At 72.2% G+C, this 14,759-nt stretch carries 10 protein-coding genes; 6 read left to right on the top strand and 4 right to left on the bottom strand.

From position 1 onward, the window contains the following. Positions 1–13 precede the first annotated feature (13 nt). From ACFCY1_RS10680 to ACFCY1_RS10690, 3 genes are all read right to left on the bottom strand, one after another. A complete protein-coding gene (locus tag ACFCY1_RS10680; RefSeq protein WP_117485437.1) occupies positions 14–1,489 on the bottom strand; it encodes an FAD-binding protein in 1,476 nt (491 codons plus the stop codon). Between the two features lie 2,066 nt (positions 1,490–3,555). Then, complete coding sequence (locus tag ACFCY1_RS10685; RefSeq protein ID WP_375874193.1) at positions 3,556–5,547, bottom strand: flavin-containing monooxygenase; 1,992 nt, start codon at positions 5,545–5,547, stop codon at positions 3,556–3,558. Positions 5,548–5,591: 44 nt separating this feature from the next. After that, positions 5,592–6,485, bottom strand: coding sequence for a class I SAM-dependent methyltransferase (locus tag ACFCY1_RS10690; protein ID WP_074006253.1), 894 nt, complete (start codon positions 6,483–6,485; stop codon positions 5,592–5,594). Positions 6,486–7,881: 1,396 nt separating this feature from the next. Between ACFCY1_RS10690 and ACFCY1_RS10695 the strand changes: the two genes are divergently transcribed. Genes ACFCY1_RS10695 through ACFCY1_RS10705 form a run of 3 tightly spaced genes read left to right on the top strand, consistent with a single transcriptional unit; the run spans position 7,882 to position 9,922 of the window. Beyond that, the gene (locus tag ACFCY1_RS10695; RefSeq protein ID WP_049656300.1) at positions 7,882–8,142 is read left to right on the top strand and encodes a hypothetical protein; all 261 of its coding nucleotides are present in this window, start codon (positions 7,882–7,884) and stop codon (positions 8,140–8,142) included. Positions 8,143–8,183: 41 nt separating this feature from the next. After that, on the top strand, positions 8,184–9,170 hold the full coding sequence (locus tag ACFCY1_RS10700; RefSeq protein ID WP_049656304.1) for a 3-oxoacyl-ACP synthase III family protein: 987 nt from the start codon (positions 8,184–8,186) through the stop codon (positions 9,168–9,170). Beyond that, positions 9,167–9,922 (top strand): SDR family NAD(P)-dependent oxidoreductase, encoded by a 756-nt coding sequence (locus ACFCY1_RS10705; RefSeq protein ID WP_049656301.1) that lies wholly within the window; start codon positions 9,167–9,169, stop codon positions 9,920–9,922. Before ACFCY1_RS10700 ends, ACFCY1_RS10705 begins: the two co-directional genes overlap by 4 nt. Before the next feature lie 414 nt (positions 9,923–10,336). On the opposite strand, the gene ACFCY1_RS10710 is transcribed toward ACFCY1_RS10705, so the two are convergent. After that, positions 10,337–10,738 carry an Imm7 family immunity protein gene (locus ACFCY1_RS10710; protein ID WP_375874194.1) on the bottom strand — a complete coding sequence of 134 codons (402 nt, stop codon included), beginning with the start codon at positions 10,736–10,738 and terminating at the stop codon, positions 10,337–10,339. 269 nt (positions 10,739–11,007) lie between these two features. On the opposite strand from ACFCY1_RS10710, the gene ACFCY1_RS10715 reads away from it, so the two are divergent. The 3 genes from ACFCY1_RS10715 (at position 11,008) to ACFCY1_RS10725 (ending at position 14,307) form a co-directional block, all read left to right on the top strand. Next, positions 11,008–12,696: an alpha/beta hydrolase gene (locus ACFCY1_RS10715; protein ID WP_375874195.1), complete on the top strand. Its 1,689-nt coding sequence runs from the start codon at positions 11,008–11,010 to the stop codon at positions 12,694–12,696. A 258-nt stretch (positions 12,697–12,954) separates the two neighbouring features. Continuing rightward, positions 12,955–13,392 carry a VOC family protein gene (locus ACFCY1_RS10720; protein ID WP_375874196.1) on the top strand — a complete coding sequence of 146 codons (438 nt, stop codon included), beginning with the start codon at positions 12,955–12,957 and terminating at the stop codon, positions 13,390–13,392. Positions 13,393–13,761: 369 nt separating this feature from the next. Continuing rightward, a complete protein-coding gene (locus ACFCY1_RS10725; RefSeq protein ID WP_375874197.1) occupies positions 13,762–14,307 on the top strand; it encodes an SMI1/KNR4 family protein in 546 nt (181 codons plus the stop codon). The last annotated feature ends 452 nt before the right edge of the window (positions 14,308–14,759 follow it).

The following is a 14,759-nucleotide window of genomic DNA, read 5'->3' on the forward strand; positions in this document are numbered from 1 at the left end:
TGTTTTTTGTGTGTTAGGGGAAGATGTTTTGGCCGGGGGTGAGGGTGTGGGTGGGGTCGTAGGTGTTTTTGGCGTTGGTGAGGGTGGTCCAGTGGGGGCCGTAGTGGTTTTGCCAGTCGGTTTGGGTCATGTTGGGGATGGCGCCGACGAGGTAGCGTTTGGCGCCGAGTTGGGTGGCGGTGTTGTAGAGGGTGCGGTTGCGGGTGAGGGCGGGTTGGGGGTTGGTGTTGGGGTGGGGGAAGGCGAGGAAGTCGAAGAGGTAGGTGGTGGGTTCGTTGGGGGTGATGGCGAGGGGGTGGGTGAGTTTGTTGGTGTGGAAGGGGTAGCAGAGGAGGAGGCCGGCGCCGATGTCGTCGGGGGTGATGTGGGGGAGGGCTTGGTTGAGGAAGGTGGGGGTGGTGGTGGCGGGGAGGAAGAGGGAGAGCCAGGGTTTGGGGGCGTTCCAGTAGCCGAGGTTTTTGATGGTGTCGGCGAAGGTGTCGGCGCGGTAGGTGTAGTCGCGGTAGGTGGTGTCGTTGGTTTCGGTGGTGGTGGGGTTGAGTCCGGTGAGGAGGGTTTGGGGGTTGGGGGGTGTGGTGTTGTAGTGGGCGACGGCTTCGATTTTGTAGCGGGGGGGTTGTCCGTTGGGTTGGATGAGGATTTCGCCGACTTGGGAGGGGAAGCGGCCGTCGTTGAGGATGGTTTGTTGGTCGGTGAGGAAGGTGTGTTGGTCGTTGTAGGTGAGGGTGAGGACGAGGGCGCGTGTGGGGGCGGGGATGAGTTTGACGGTGGCGCGGGTGATGATGCCGACTTGGCCGGCGCCGGCGAGGGCGGTGTGGAAGAGGTCGGGGTTGCGGGTGGGGGTGGCGGTGAGGATGCGGCCGGTGCCGGTGACGATTTCGATGGATTCGACGGTGTCGGCTTGGAGGCCGTGTTTGTGGACGGTGGAGCCGATGCCGCCGATGCTGATGGTGCCGCCGATGGAGAGGTGGAGGTAGTCGGTGAGGCAGGGGGGTGTGAGGTTTTGGGCGAGGGCGGCGTCGGTGAGTTGGGCCCAGGTGACGCCGGCGTCGACGGTGGCGTTGGTGGGGGTGATGGTGTGGATGCGGTTGAGGGCGCGGGCGTTGATGCTGATGCCGCCGGCGGCGCCGGCTTGGCCGTAGTTGGAGTGTGATTCGAGGTCGTTGCCGGTGCCGCTTTGGCCGTTCATGGCGACTTTGAGGCCGTTGTGGCGGGCGTAGTTGATGATGTTGGCGATGTCGTGGGGGCCGGCGGGGTTGAGGACGGCGTAGGGGGTGGTGGTGGTGAGGCGGCCGAAGTCGTGGGCGTGGGCGGTGGTGGTGGTGGGGTTGGTGGTGAGGGTGCCTTGGAGGGGGGGTAGGGGGGCGATGTGTCCGGGGGGTGTGGGGGTGTTGGTGGTGGCCCAGGTGCGGGTGGTGGTGTTGAAGCCGATGATGGTGGCGGCTGCCGCGGTGAGGAGGGTGCGTCGGGTGAGGTCGGGGTGGGTCATGCGGGGTGGTCTCCTTGGTGGTGTGGGTGGTTGGTGGTGGGGGGTGGTGGGCGGGCCTGGTTGGTGCGGGGCTTGCGGGGCGGGTGCCCTGGTGGGTGTTAAGTCTCTTTAGTGCCGGGGTGGTTCGGTGTGGTGTCCGGGCCGGTGGTGGTGGCGTCCTGGCCGGGCGGCCGGGTGGCGGTGCCCGGTGGTGCGGGTGGTTGTCGGGGTCCTGGCCGTGGTCGGTCTGGTTGCCGGTCTTCGGTTCGCGGCTGGTCCCGGGTGGTCGGTGTTCGGTGGTGCTGCCCGGTTGCTGCGGGGGCTTCGGGGGCGGCGTCCCGGGGCGGTTGATTCCTGAAGTCCCGTTCGCGGCGGGCTGGTTGTGGCTGTCCGGGGTGGTGCCCGGGGTGGTTCCGCCGGCGGCCTGGTGGTGTCCGGGTGCGCTGGGTGGTGTCCTTGGGCGGGCGGGTCGCGGGGGCCCTGTTGGTCCGGGGTGGTGCGGGAGAGGGGTGTCCGACCGGGCTCTTGGGGCGGGCGGGGGAGTGAAGTCCCCTTCGTGTTGGGCCTGTTGATGCTGGTATGGGACCTCGGTCTTGCTTGCTTGCCTGCCTGCCGGTCCTGTCCGGCCCCCTGTCGGTTTCTCTGGTGTTGCTGTGCTGCGACGGCGTCCGTACTGGTTCCTGCTGGGGCTACCGGCCTTGCTGGTTCTGCCGTTTCGCTCTTGCTGTCCTGCTTCAGCCGGTCGTACTGGCCGTTCCTGCCGGTCTCACCGCGGTGGTCGTACCGGTTGCTTCTGCCGACTGCTTCTACTGGCGTCGTTGTTGCCAGTGCACGGGCTTCGTCGGTTCGGGTCGTGCTGGTCTTCGGGTTCTGCCGGCCGGTCTTGTTGGTCCGGCCGTAGTGGCTGTACCGGCTCTCCTGCTGTGCCGTTCCTGCTGGCCCGTGCCGACCGTTTCCAGCGTTCTGGTCCTTGCCGGCTGTTCCTGCTGTCGGTACTGGTCCTGGTGCTCTGGTTTTGCGGGTGTCGCCGGTTGTTCCTGCCGGTCCCGTCGTTCAGGTGGACCGGCCCTTCTCGGTCTTGCCGTGCTGTGAGTGCGTCTGTCCGTACTGGTTCCTGCTGGGGCTACCGGTCCTGCTGGCCCCGCCGTTCCGCTCTTGCCGGCCGCCTCGTCGGCCCTGCTGGCCCGGTCCTGCCGGTCCTACCTGCTTGCCGGTCCTGCTGGTTGAGGGGTGCGGGGCTGGTTCTCTTGCTGTTCTGCTCCAGCTGGTCGCGCCGGCCGGTCTTGTTGGTCCGGCCGTAGTGGTTGTACCGGCTCTCCTGCTGTGCCGTTCCTGCTGGCCCGTGCTGACCGCTTCCAGCGCTCTGGTCCTTGCCGGCCGTTCCTGCTGTCGGTACTGGTCCTGGTGCTCTGGTTTTGCGGGTGTCGCCGGTGGTTCCTGCCGGTCCTGTCGCCCAGGTGGACCGGCCCTTCCGGTCGGTCGTGCCGTGCTGTGAGTGCTTGCGTCCGTGCTGGTTCCTGCTGGTGTTACCGGCCTTGTCGGCGTCACCGGCTTGGTCCTGGCAGCTGCCCGGTTGGCGCTGCTGGCCCGGTTGTCCCGGCGCTGCCTGTTCGCTGGTCGTACTGGTTGTGGTGGCGGGGGGCCAGCTTTGTTGCTGTTGTGCTTCAGCTGGCCGTGCTGGGTGTTCCTGCGGGTCTTCGGGTCTCAGCGCATTTGGCTTCGTTGGTCCTGGCCGTGCTGGCTTTTGCCGCTGCCGCTGCCGCTGCCGCTGCCGCTGCCGCTGCCGCTGCCCGCTGGGCCCGTGCCCGGTGCTGTGTGTTGTTGTGGGGTGGGTGGCCGGTCCGTGGTGTGGGCCGGCCTGTCCGTTGTTCCCCTTGTCCCCTTGCTCGTTGTCCCTTGCCCGTTGTTCTTGTTCCCGGTGCCGGTTGTCTCTGTCCTGTGTCCCTGTCCGCGTGTCCTCGTCCTTGTTCGGGCGGGCCGTGGCCGTGTGCGGGTGTGGGCGTGTGGGTTCGGGCCGTGGGCGCGTGCGTGCGGGTGTGGGCGCGTGTGGGCCGTTGGCGTGCGCGGGTGCCGGGGGTGGGGGTGGGTTAGGGGTTGGGGGTGTGGTTGGTGTGGGTGGTGGTTTGGTAGTTGGTGAGGTCGAAGGTGCGGGTTTGGTGGCGGAAGCGCCAGGTGTAGGTGGGCCAGATGGAGGGGTTGTTGCCTTTGGTGTCGGTGTACCAGCTGGTGCAGCCGCCGGTGTTCCAGACGGTGTTTTTGAGGCGGTTTTGGAGGGTGTTGTTGTAGGTGGTCTGGGCGTGGGGGTGGACGTCGAGGGTGGTGAGGTGGTGGGTGTGGAGGGTTTTGAGGGCGGCGAGGATGTAGGTGATCTGCGCTTCGATCATGACGGTTTGGGAGGAGTGGCCGAGGGTGGTGTTGGGGCCGAGGAGCATGAAGAGGTTGGGGAAGCCGTGGATGGTGGTGCCGCGGTGGGCGGTCATGCCGTCGCGGTTCCAGGTGTCGGCGAGGGTGTGTCCGTTTCGGCCGTGGATGAGGTGGGCGACGGGGCGGTCGGTGGCGGTGAAGCCGGTGGCGAGGATGATGGTGTCGATGTGGCGGGTGGTGCCGTCGGTGGTGGTGATGTGGGTGGGGCCGATGCGGGTGATGGTGTCGGAGACGATGTCGACGTTGGGTTGCTGGATGGCGGGGTACCAGGTGTTGGAGAAGAGGAGGCGTTTGCAGCCGACGGTGTAGTCGGGGGTGAGGCGCTTGCGCAGGGCGGGGTCGGTGACGGATTTCTTGAGGTGGCCGGCGGCCATGTTCTTCATGCCGGTGGTGCGGGAGGGGCGGGACATGAAGAACGCGACGATTTCGCGGCCGTGTTTGTTGAAGGTGCGGCGGAAGCGCTGGTAGCCGGGGAGGTGGCGGAGCATCCAGGTGTGGCGGGGGGTGTTGGGTTTGTCGGGTTTGGCGGCGACCCAGGGGGGTGTGCGCTGGTAGAGGTCGAGGCGGTTGACGTCGGGTTGGATGGCGGGGACGAACTGGATGGCGGAGGCGCCGGTGCCGATGACGGCGACGTTGCGGCCGGTCAGGTCGTGGTCGTGGTTCCAGCGTGAGGAGTGGAAGACGGTTCCGGTGAAGGTGTCGAGGCCGGGGATGTTGGGGATGGCGGGGTCGGAGAGGTAGCCGGTGCCGGTGATGAGGGCTTGGGCGGTGTAGCGGCCGTGTTTGGTGCGGATGTCCCAGTGGTGGTGGGTGTCGTTCCAGGTGGCGTCGAGGAGTTCGTGGTCGTAGCGCAGGTGGGGGTCGACGCCGTGTCGGGTGGCGCAGTCCTTGAGGTAGGCGTGGACTTCGGCCTGGGTGGCGAAGGTGGACTTCCAGTCGGGGTTGCGGGCGAAGGAGTAGGAGTAGAGGTGGGCCTGGACGTCGCAGGCGCAGCCGGGGTAGGTGTTGTCGCGCCAGGTGCCGCCGAGGTCGGTGGCGCGTTCGAAGACGAGGAAGTCGTCGATGCCGGCTTTGAGGAGGCCGATGGCGGTGCCGAGGCCGGAGATGCCGGCGCCGATGACGGCGACTTTGAGGTGGCGGACGGCGAGGTCGCCGGTGGGGTGGGGGGCGGTGGCGTGCTCGGTGCCGGCGGTGGTGCCGGCGGCGGCGACGGTGATGGCCGCGGCGGTGGCCGTACGGGTGCCCGTGCCGGTGGTGCGGGCCGGGGTGCGGGGGGCGGTCGTGGTGGCGCCCGTGCCGGAGGCGGAGGCACTGCCGGTCGTGCCCGTGCTGGTTCCCGTACCGGTGGCCGTACCGTTGCCGGTGGCCGTGCTGCTGCTGCTTCCGGTGGCCGTGCCCGCGCCGGTGCCGGCCTTTCCGGTGCTGGCGGTGCCGCTGCCGGTGGCCGTGCCGGAGGCGGCCGTGCCCGTACCGGTACCGGTGCCGGCCCTACCGGTGCCGGTGGCGGTGTTGGCGGTGTTGGTGCCCGTGTTGTTGGTGGTGGGGGTGGGGGCCACCCCCGCCGCCGGGGCTGTGCCGGTGCTGGCGTCGGTGGGTGTGCCGGTGCCGGTGGTGGTGGTGTTGGTGGTGCGGTTGGGGGCGGGGGTGGTGGTCATGGCGTCGGTGTCCTTGTCTCGGGTGTCCTGGGTGGGCCCGGGGGTCAGGCGCGGCGGGTGAGGGTGACGCGGAAGTTGTTGAAGATGTGGTCTTCGAGGGTGTAGGCGAAGATGTCGAGGTAGCGCTCGAAGCGGGCGACGGTGGTCTCGTCGGTCATGGTGACGGCTTCGTCGCGGCGGGCGGCGAGGAGTTGGAGCCAGGCGCGGCAGGCGCGGGCGAAGGACTCGGGTTCGTTGCGGATCTCGGTGACCTCGAAGAGGCCGTCGAGGCCGGCGGCGAGTTCGGGCAGGCGGGGGATGTGGCAGCCTTCGAACTCTTCGCGCTGGAGGAATTTGAGGTCGTCGAGGAGCTGGCGGCGCAGTGGGGGGTTCTCGACGGTCATGGTGTGCAGGACGAAGCGGGCGCCGGGTTTGAGGAGGGAGTGGACCTGCTTGAAGAAGACGCGGTAGCGCTGGGTGCGCTCTTTGGGGGTGAGGGAGGACAGGACGAAGTGTTCGAGGGCGTTGATGCAGAACGCGGCGTCGTAGGGGGCCTGGCCGTCGGCGAGGCGGTGGTCTTCCCAGCTTTCGACGCGGGCTTCGATGGCGGGGTTGTTCAGGGCGTCGACGAAGTCGGCCTGGGTGCGGGAGAGGGTGACGCCGACGGCCTTCTTGACGCCGTGGACGGTGGTGAGGCGGTTGAGCATGGTGCCCCAGCCGCAGCCGATGTCCAGGACGGTGTCGGTGTGGGCGGCGCGGGCGAGGTCGGTGAAGGCGTCGAGTTTGCGTTCCTGGGCCTCGTCGAGGACGGCGACGAGGTCCTCGCCGTCCTCCCAGTAGCCGCCGGAGTACATCATGGTGGGGCCGAGGATGAGCCGGTAGAGCTCGTTGGGGACCTCGTAGTGGTGGCGGATGGCCTCGACGTCGGGGTTGATGGTGCGGGCTTCGACGGTGGTCATGGGATGGGGCCCCTCGGTTGACGGTTGTGGGTGTGTGGGGTTGTCGGACGGTGGTGGGTCGGCCGGGGTGGGGTGGGCGGGTGGGCGGCCCGGTCGGGCCGTTTCCGTGGTGGTCGGCCCGGTGCGGGCCGGGGTGACAGGTCCGGCCGCTGTCCTGGTGCCGGCGGTGGGCGGCTGGGTGCCGTCCGGTGTCCGACGGTGGTCTTGCTGAACTCGGCGGCTGTCCCGGGTGGTTGGTGCCGTCCGGGAGAACGGTCGGGCCGTTCGGTGCCGCGTGGTGTGGTGCTGGGCCGGCCGTCGTTCAGGGCGGCTGGGTGCCGTCCGGTGTGCGGCGGTGGTTCCGGCTGAACTCGGCCGCTGTCCCGGGTGGTTGGTGTCGTCCGGGGCGGGCGGTGCGGCCGTTCGCGGTTCTTCGGTGTCTGCCGTGTCGGGCGGCTGGGTGACGCCCGGGTGGTCTTGCTGAACTCGGCCGTGTCCCCGGGTGGTTGGTGCCGTCCGGGGTGGCGGGTGCGGTGTCCGGCCGGGTGGTCGGTGGCGCCTGGTGCGGTGCCGGGCCGGTGGTGCGCGGTGGTCGCCGTGCGGGCCGGTACGGGCGGGGTGGTGCGGGGGCGGGGCTCGGGGTGGTGTGCGTGCGGGTGCGGTGTGTTGTGGGTCAGGTAAGCGTGTGTCTCGCAAGCGGTGCGCAAGGGGGCGGGGGGTGGGTGGGTTGCGGGCCGGTTGCGTGGGGGCGGGTTTCATGCGGTTTCGGCAAGACACGCGGCCCCCACGGCCTGTCGCGGGGGGTGCTTCGGTTCCCGGGTGGTGTCGACCGCTGTTCCCGGGGGGTCGTGCCGTGTTGTTCCGGAGGGTTCTCCCGCCGGCTGTCCCACCAGTTCCGCCCGTTGCGTCTGTTCCGCCTGCTTGTTGTCCGTCCGTCCGTTCGTCGTGGCCGTGTGTCCGCTCGTTCGTCCGTCCCCTCGGTGCCGTGTGTGGTGTGTTCCCGGGGGCGGGGTGCGGGTGCGGGGGCGGGGTGCGGGGGCCGGCCGGCCGGGGGTGGCGGTGCGGTGGTGCGGGTGGTGGTGCGGTGGTGCGGGTGGCCGGGAGGGTTTTCCGGAGCGGTGCGGTGCGGGTCCGCGGGTACGGGTTCGCCCGAGCCCTGTACGGGTTCGCCCGGGCCCTGTGCGGGGTGTCGCCGAGGCGCCCGGTTCCGTCTGCCCGTCTGCCGGCCCGCTTGTGTCCGTTCGTCCGCCAGTTCGCCTGCCCGCCCGTCCGTGTTTGTCGGCCGGCCGGTGGGTGGGGTGGTCGGGGTACGGGTGCGGGGCGGGGTGGCGGCGGTTGTTCCTGGCATGTTCATTCGACGCGTTGACGTGCCCATCACCCGGGAAACGGGGGTGGGCGAGGAGAGGAACGATCACTGATGTCTCAGATTCCCACGATCGAGGACCTGGCCCAGCAGCTCCAGGCGGTCTCCGGCGCGCAGGAGATCGACGCGGACGCCGCGCTGCAGCACATCGCGGACGTCGACTCGCTGGACCTGATGGAGTGGCTGTACGGCTTCCAGAACCAGTACCCGCACATCCCGGCGGACGAGTCGCTGTTCGCGGACATCGACGACACGACGACGCTGCGGGTGGTCCACGAGCGGATCCTGGCGCTCGTGCCGGCCGAGGCCAACTGAGAACCCGGCGCGGGCGGGCGGACGAGGAGAGGGGTCGGGTGGTGAGCGGTTTCGACGTCACCGGCTGGGGCATGTCGGTGCCCGAACGGGTGGTGACCAGTGCCGAGCTCGCGGAGCGTTTCGGCGTGGACGAGCACTGGATCGTCTCGCGGTGCGGGATCCGTGAGCGCAGGGCGGTGGGCCCGGGGCAGACCACGGCGTCGATGGCCGTGGAGGCCGGGCGCCGGGCCCTGGAACGCGCGGGCCTGACGGGCGCGGACATCGCGCACCTGATCGTGGCGACGGCGACCCCGGAGCAGCCCTCGCCGGCGACGTCGGCGTTCGTCCACGACGAGCTGGGCATCGCGGGCAGCGCCCACGACGTGAACTCCGAGTGCGCCGGCTTCGTGTACGGGCTGGTGACCGCGGCGGGCCTGCTGCGCATGGACCCGCGCCCGATCCTGCTGATCGGCTCGGACACCCACACGCTGACCGCGAACCCGCGGGACCGGGACCTGTCGATCCTGGTCGGCGACGGCGCGGGCGCGGTAGTCCTGCGGCCGGGCGCGGTGGACCGCATCCGGGCGTGGAACCTGGGCGCGGACGGCTCGTGCAAGAACAGCCTGAAGGTCCTCGCCGGGGGCTCGCGGATGCCCACCACCGAGCGGACCGTCGCCGAGGGCCTGCACTACGCGCAGATCAACGGCAACGAGATCTACCTGAACGCCGTGCGCTACACGGTGCGCACGATCCGCGAGACGCTGGAGCAGGCGAAGATCACACCGCAGGACGTCGACCACGTCATCCCGCACCAGGCGAACATCCGGATCATCAACTCGGTGCTCTCCCACACGGGGATCCCCGCGGACCGGCTGGTGACGAACCTGGAGCGCTACGGGAACACCGCGTCGGCGTCGATCCCGATCGCGCTGGCGGAGGCCCTGGACTCGGGTCGGGTCAAGGACGGCGACACGGTGCTTTTGGCCGGGTTCGGCGCGGGCATGACGTGGGGTTCGGTCCTGCTGACGTGGGGAGGGGTGGCGCGGTGAGCGGCAAGGACGCCTTCGGCGCCAGGCCCGACTCCCCGGTGGCGCTGGTCACCGGCGCCTCCGGGGGGCTGGGCAGCGAGCTGGCGCTGGCGCTGGACGCGGCGGGCTGCCGGGTCGCGGTGCACTACAACAGCTCCCGGGCCGGGGCGGAGAAGGTCGCCGCCCAGCTGGTCAACGACCACGTGCTGGTGAGCGGCTCGGTCGCCGACTGGGACGCGGTCACCGCGATGTACGAGCAGGTCAAGGCCGCGCTGGGGCCGGTGGACGTGCTCGTCAACAACGGGGCGGTCCGCAAGGACGCGCTGATGGCGATGCAGAACCCCGCCGAGTGGCGGCAGGTGATCGACACGAACCTCGTCGGCTCCTTCCACACCGCCAGGGCGTGCGTGCCGGCGATGCTGCGCGCCCGCTGGGGGCGGGTGGTGAACATCGTCTCCCCGTCGGCGCTGATCGCCACCGCCGGGCAGACCGCCTACTCGGCGTCCAAGGCCGGCCTGATCGGGCTGACCCGCACGCTCGCGGCGGAGTGCGGCCGCCGGGGGGTGACCGTCAACGCCCTGTCACCCGGCTTCATGATCACCGGCATGACGGACACCCTGCCCGAGCACGTGGTGGCGGGCATGCGGGAGAAGGTCCCGGTGCCGCGGTTCGTCACCCCGCGCGAGGTCGCCCGCTCGATCACGCTGTTCCTCGACCAGGACTGCATGACCGGCCAGGTCATCAGCATCGACTCGGGAGCCTCCATCACCTGACCCGGTGCCCCGGGCACCCGGCCGCCCCGGGTGTGTCCGCCCGGGACCGGGCCGCCGGACCCGTCCGTCCGGGTACCCGGGTCCGTCCGCCCGGGTCCGCTCCGGGCCGGTGGCCGGTGGCCGGTGGCCGGTGGCCGGTGGCCGGTGGCCGGTGGCCGGTTCCCGGTCCGCGGGTCGCCTCGTGCCGCGCCCTCTCGGCCTCCTGTCCGGCCCCGTGCCGGACAGGGGGCCGAGGGGGCGCACCCGCGTTCCCGCTCGGGGGTGTCGCGGCAGGCCCCGGCCGGGCACGCGGCAGCGGCAGCCCCGCCCCGCCCGCTACCGCCCGCCGGCCGCTCCGGAAGCCGCCCGCCCGCCTGGCCGTCCCGCGGCCGGCGGCGTCGTTCCCCTCGCGGAGGGTCCGGCCGGCCTCGCGTCCTACCCCTGGAATGGGTCCTCCAGGACGGGGATGCAGGGTGACAGCAGCGGATCCGCGTGCTCGCTCACCCGTCCGCGGGCCATCCTGTGGACGAGGACCTCGTTCTCACGGCCGGGGTCCTCGTCGTCGCGTACGTGCAGCAGGCCGTAGGAGCCCGGCGCCCGTTCACCGACCTCGCGGAAGAACGCCGGGATCCGCGCGTCACGGTGGTTCGAGAAGCCGCCGAAGTGGACGAACACCTCCCCGTTCATCCACCGCAGATCGAGCAGGTACGGGCTGCCGATCTCCCGGATGCGCTCCTCGATACCCCCGACGATCAGCCGGAGACGGTCGTCGTCGTACTCCTCGTCGTCGGCGCCGGCGCTCTCCAGAACCTTGATCCAGCCGTGGTACTCGAACATGGGCCGCAGCCTACTGAGCGGTCGACCGGCGCCCCACTCGATTCCCGTCCACCCGGGGGCCCGCGGTGTCCAGCCGTCAGCCGCGTGAGGAGCGCAGGTCCGCACCCGCGGCCGCCCGCCGTCCCCGCGCGCCGCCCGTGCTGTCGGTGGTGCCGGTGGTGACGGTGGTGTGTCGGTGGCGGGACAGCGTCCTGCCGGTGTGCCGACAGCGGTCGACGCAAGACTCGGTGACGCCCGATCAGGAACACACGACGACGAGGGAGCCGCCCGTGCCCCGACCCCGGCCCGCCACCGCCTTCCGCACCGCCTTGCGTACCGCTTCGCGTACCGCGTTCCGTGCCGCCACGGCCGTGCTCGTGCTGGCGGCCCTGGCCCCGGCCCACACCGCGACCGCCGCGCCCGCCGACACCGCCGCGACCGCCGACAACCCCGCCGCGCCCGCTGACACCGCCGCGCCCGCCGCGCCCGTGCCGCGCCTGCACTGGGACGGGCCCTGCGCCCAGGGCTTCGAGTGCGCCACCGCCGCCGTGCCGACGGACTACCGCGACCCGCGGGGAACACCGCTGGACCTGGCCCTGATCCGCCACCGCGCCACCGACCCGGCCCACCGCATCGGCTCGCTGTTCTTCAACCCCGGCGGCCCGGGCATCCCCGGCACCGCGGCCCTGCCCGCCGTCTACGGCCTCTTCCCCGAACAGGTCCGCCGGCGCTTCGACATCGTCAGCTTCGACCCGCGCGGCACCGGCGCCTCCACCACCCTCCACTGCTTCCCCGACCCCGCCGCCGAACAGGCCCTCCTCGACGGCCTGCCCGCCGGCTTCCCGACCGCCGCCGACCAGCAGAGCGCCTGGACCCGCGCCTACACCGGCCTCGCCCGCCACTGCGCCGACAACGACACCACCGGCCTGCTCGCCCACCTGTCCACCGCCGACACCGCCCGCGACCTCGACGTGCTGCGCCAGGCCGTCGGCGACCGGCGCCTCACCTACTGGGGCACCTCGTACGGGACCCTGCTCGGCGCCGTCTACGCCAACCTCTTCCCCGACCGGGTACGCGCGATGGTCCTGGACAGCGCCCTGGACCCGCGCGCCTGGTCCACCGGCCGCACCCCCCAGCAGCGCGCCCTGCCCCCGTTCCTGCGCACCGGCAGCGACCTCGCCTCCGCCCGCACCCTGGACGCCTTCCTCGACCGCTGCGCCGCGGCCGGCCCCGCGGCGTGCGCGTTCGCGGCGGGCGACGCGGACGCGACCCGCGCCAGGTTCGCCGCCCTCCTGGAGCGGCTGCGGCGCGGGCCGCTCGCGCCCGGCACGCCGGCGCGGGAGGTGACCTACGCCTTTGCGGTGTCCACCGTGGCGTCGATGCTGTACACGGCCGCGCCGCTGCCGGGCGTCCCCGACAGCGGCTGGGCGGCCCTGGGCGCGTGGCTGCAGCAGCTGTGGACCGCCCCCGACGCACCGCCCGCCCCCGCCCCCACCCCCGCCCCGGCACCGGCGCCGGGCGCGCTGTCGGGGCAGGCGCAGACCCTGGGCGCCCTGTGCGCGGACACCGTCAACCCGCCCGCCGGCGCCGACTACCCGGCCCTGGCCGCCCTCGCCGAGACGCGCTCCGGCGCCGTCGGCCCGTACTGGGTGTGGCAGACCCAGCGCTGCGCGTCCTGGCCCTCCCAGGCCGCCCGGGACCGGTACGACGGGCCGTGGGACCGCCGCACCGCCGCGCCCGTGCTGGTCGTCGCGAACACCGGTGACCCGGCCTGGCCCTACGAGGGCTCGCGCGCGATGGCGGACACCCTCGCCGGGGCCCGTCTGCTGACCGTCGACGGCTACGGGCACACGGTCCTGGGCAACCCGAGCGCCTGCGCGGCCGGGGCGCAGGAGCGCTACCTGGTGGAGGGGCGGCTGCCGGCGCCCGGGACGGTCTGCGCGCCGGACCGCCGGCCGTTCGCCCCGCAGGGCGCGTAGCGCTCCGGGGACGGCGGCGGTGGCGGCTGCACGGGCCGTCGCCGCCGTCGCGGTCGCGGTCGGGGCGGTGCCCGTTCCCCTCCTTTGCGCGGCGCGGGCCCGCCCCCTGCCGAGGGCGTGTCGGTTCCGGGGCCCGGGCGGGTCGTTGCGGGTCGCGGGCCGCGTCGTGCGGGGCGCCCGCCGGTGGTGTGGCCGTGGTGTCGGCGGTGGTGTCGGCGGCGGGCGGTACGGTCGCGGCATCCGAGTGAGGAGGGCCGCATGGCGACCGGGTGGAGCCTGACGATCGACTGCGCGCACCCGGCGAGGCCGGCCGGGTTCTGGGCGCTGGCGCTGGGCTACGTGCACAGGCCCGCGCCGGCGGGGTTCGGGAGCTGGGAGGAGTGGTTCTCCCGTCACGGGGTCCCGCGGGAGGAGTGGGACGACGGCGCGTACCTCTGCGATCCCGAGGGGACGGGTCCCGCCCTGTCCTTCCTGAAGGTGCCGGAGCCGAAGGCGGTGAAGAACCGGGTGCACGTGGACGTGCAGGCCGGCGGCGGCCGTGGGACGCCGTGGGAGGTGCGGTGGCCGCGCGTGGTCGAGGCGGTGGAGCGGCTGACCGCCGCGGGGGCGACGGTGGTCCGTGAGGAGGAGCTGCGGGGCAGGCCCGACCATGTGGTGCTGGCCGATCCGGAGGGCAACGAGTTCTGCGTGGTCTGACCGCGGGGATTCCCCTCCCGGCCCGGTCGCGGCTCTCCCGTCTCGAAGGACCTGGTCCGCGGGCATGGCCGCGGCCTGCGGCGACCAGAGCTCTTGAGACGTCGAGGTGCGGACCACACCCGGAAGGAGGCCCCGGCCGGTGCCGTCGGTCCCGTGTCGTTCGAGGGCGGCCGTCAGGTCTTCGCGGTTCACGACGCGCGGTATGGCGCGCTCTGCGGGTGCCCGGAAGTCCGCCGGTCCGCTGCCCTGGGCGGTCGGGGCCCGGCGCGACGGGCGCTGGTCCGACAGCCCGCTCGACCTTCACCGGGCGGGACGCCGGGCAGTACGGTGACCGACCGGAACCCGCCACCCACGAAAGGGGACACCGCCATGGTCCACCCGGCCGTCACCCGCCTCTCGGCCCTGATCGGGGAGCCGGGAACCCCGGGCGACAGCGTCGACTGGGACGAACTGGCCCGCACCACGGGCCTGCGCCTGCCCGCCGACTACCGCGACTTCGTCGCGCTCTACGGCGGCGGCGAGCTGGACGAGTACCTCGGCGTCAGCACGCCGCCGGTGGACGGCTCCCCGTACGGCGACCTCCTCGACGCACTGGACTTCGACCCCCGGCAGGAGCCGGCCGCACCCACCGGCGCCGCCCCGGAGGACCTGGAGAAGGGCAGGCTCCTGCCCTTCGCGGGCAGCGCCAATGGCGATGTGGTCTTCTGGCTCTGCGACACCCGTGACCCGGACGGCTGGGACGTCGTCGTCTTCAAGCGCCAGCCCGCATACCGGGAGGAACGCTGGGTCCGCTTCGCGGCGGGCTTCGGCGACTTCCTGGCCGGAACCCTCGACGGCACGCTGCCGAACCCCTTCGGCGACAGCGGCTTCACCAGGACCCCGCACACCTACCGCCACTGGCGCCGGCCGCTGTGACCCGCACGGCGTCCGCACGCGGCCGCCGGCTGCCGGTGGCCTGAGCGGGGCTGCCGGTGGTCAACGGTCCTTCCTCCCGGCCCCGTTGGCTTTCCCGGGTCCGCTCGGCGGCGGGCGGCCACGATCGGGGCCGGCCGCCGCATCCCGCTCACCGCGCCCGCCGCCTCCCGGCGTCCGGTCCCACCCCCGGCGACGGTCGCCTCCGGTGCCGACGGGAACGGCAACTCCCTGAACAGGGAGCGTGGTTGCGTCGCGGCCGCCGGCTGCTGGCCGCCGGAACCCGCTACGGGCCCGGTGGGAACACGTGACCCGTTGCGTACCGTCACCGGTCGCAGAGCGTGGGCCAGGGCCTTGTTCCGGGGCCGCTCGTCCGGTTCCGGGGGAGTGGTCGTCCTGCCCGGTGTGCGCGGGCATGCCGTCGACCTGACGGCGCCCCCTTCGCCGGGCCGGGG

It is taken from the genome of Kitasatospora sp. NPDC056273, from assembly GCF_042268845.1.
In the GTDB taxonomy this organism is placed as follows: domain Bacteria; phylum Actinomycetota; class Actinomycetes; order Streptomycetales; family Streptomycetaceae; genus Kitasatospora.

What these genes read in the sequence shown, in the direction of transcription:
- ACFCY1_RS10685 (WP_375874193.1), bottom strand. Translation starts at nt 5,547, where the DNA reads ATGACCACCACCCCCGCCCCCAACCGCACCACCAACACCACCACCACC.
- ACFCY1_RS10695 (WP_049656300.1), top strand. Translation starts at nt 7,882, where the DNA reads ATGTCTCAGATTCCCACGATCGAGGACCTGGCCCAGCAGCTCCAGGCG.
- ACFCY1_RS10710 (WP_375874194.1), bottom strand. Translation starts at nt 10,738, where the DNA reads ATGTTCGAGTACCACGGCTGGATCAAGGTTCTGGAGAGCGCCGGCGCC.
- ACFCY1_RS10690 (WP_074006253.1), bottom strand. Translation starts at nt 6,485, where the DNA reads ATGACCACCGTCGAAGCCCGCACCATCAACCCCGACGTCGAGGCCATC.
- ACFCY1_RS10680 (WP_117485437.1), bottom strand. Translation starts at nt 1,489, where the DNA reads ATGACCCACCCCGACCTCACCCGACGCACCCTCCTCACCGCGGCAGCC.
- ACFCY1_RS10720 (WP_375874196.1), top strand. Translation starts at nt 12,955, where the DNA reads ATGGCGACCGGGTGGAGCCTGACGATCGACTGCGCGCACCCGGCGAGG.
- ACFCY1_RS10725 (WP_375874197.1), top strand. Translation starts at nt 13,762, where the DNA reads ATGGTCCACCCGGCCGTCACCCGCCTCTCGGCCCTGATCGGGGAGCCG.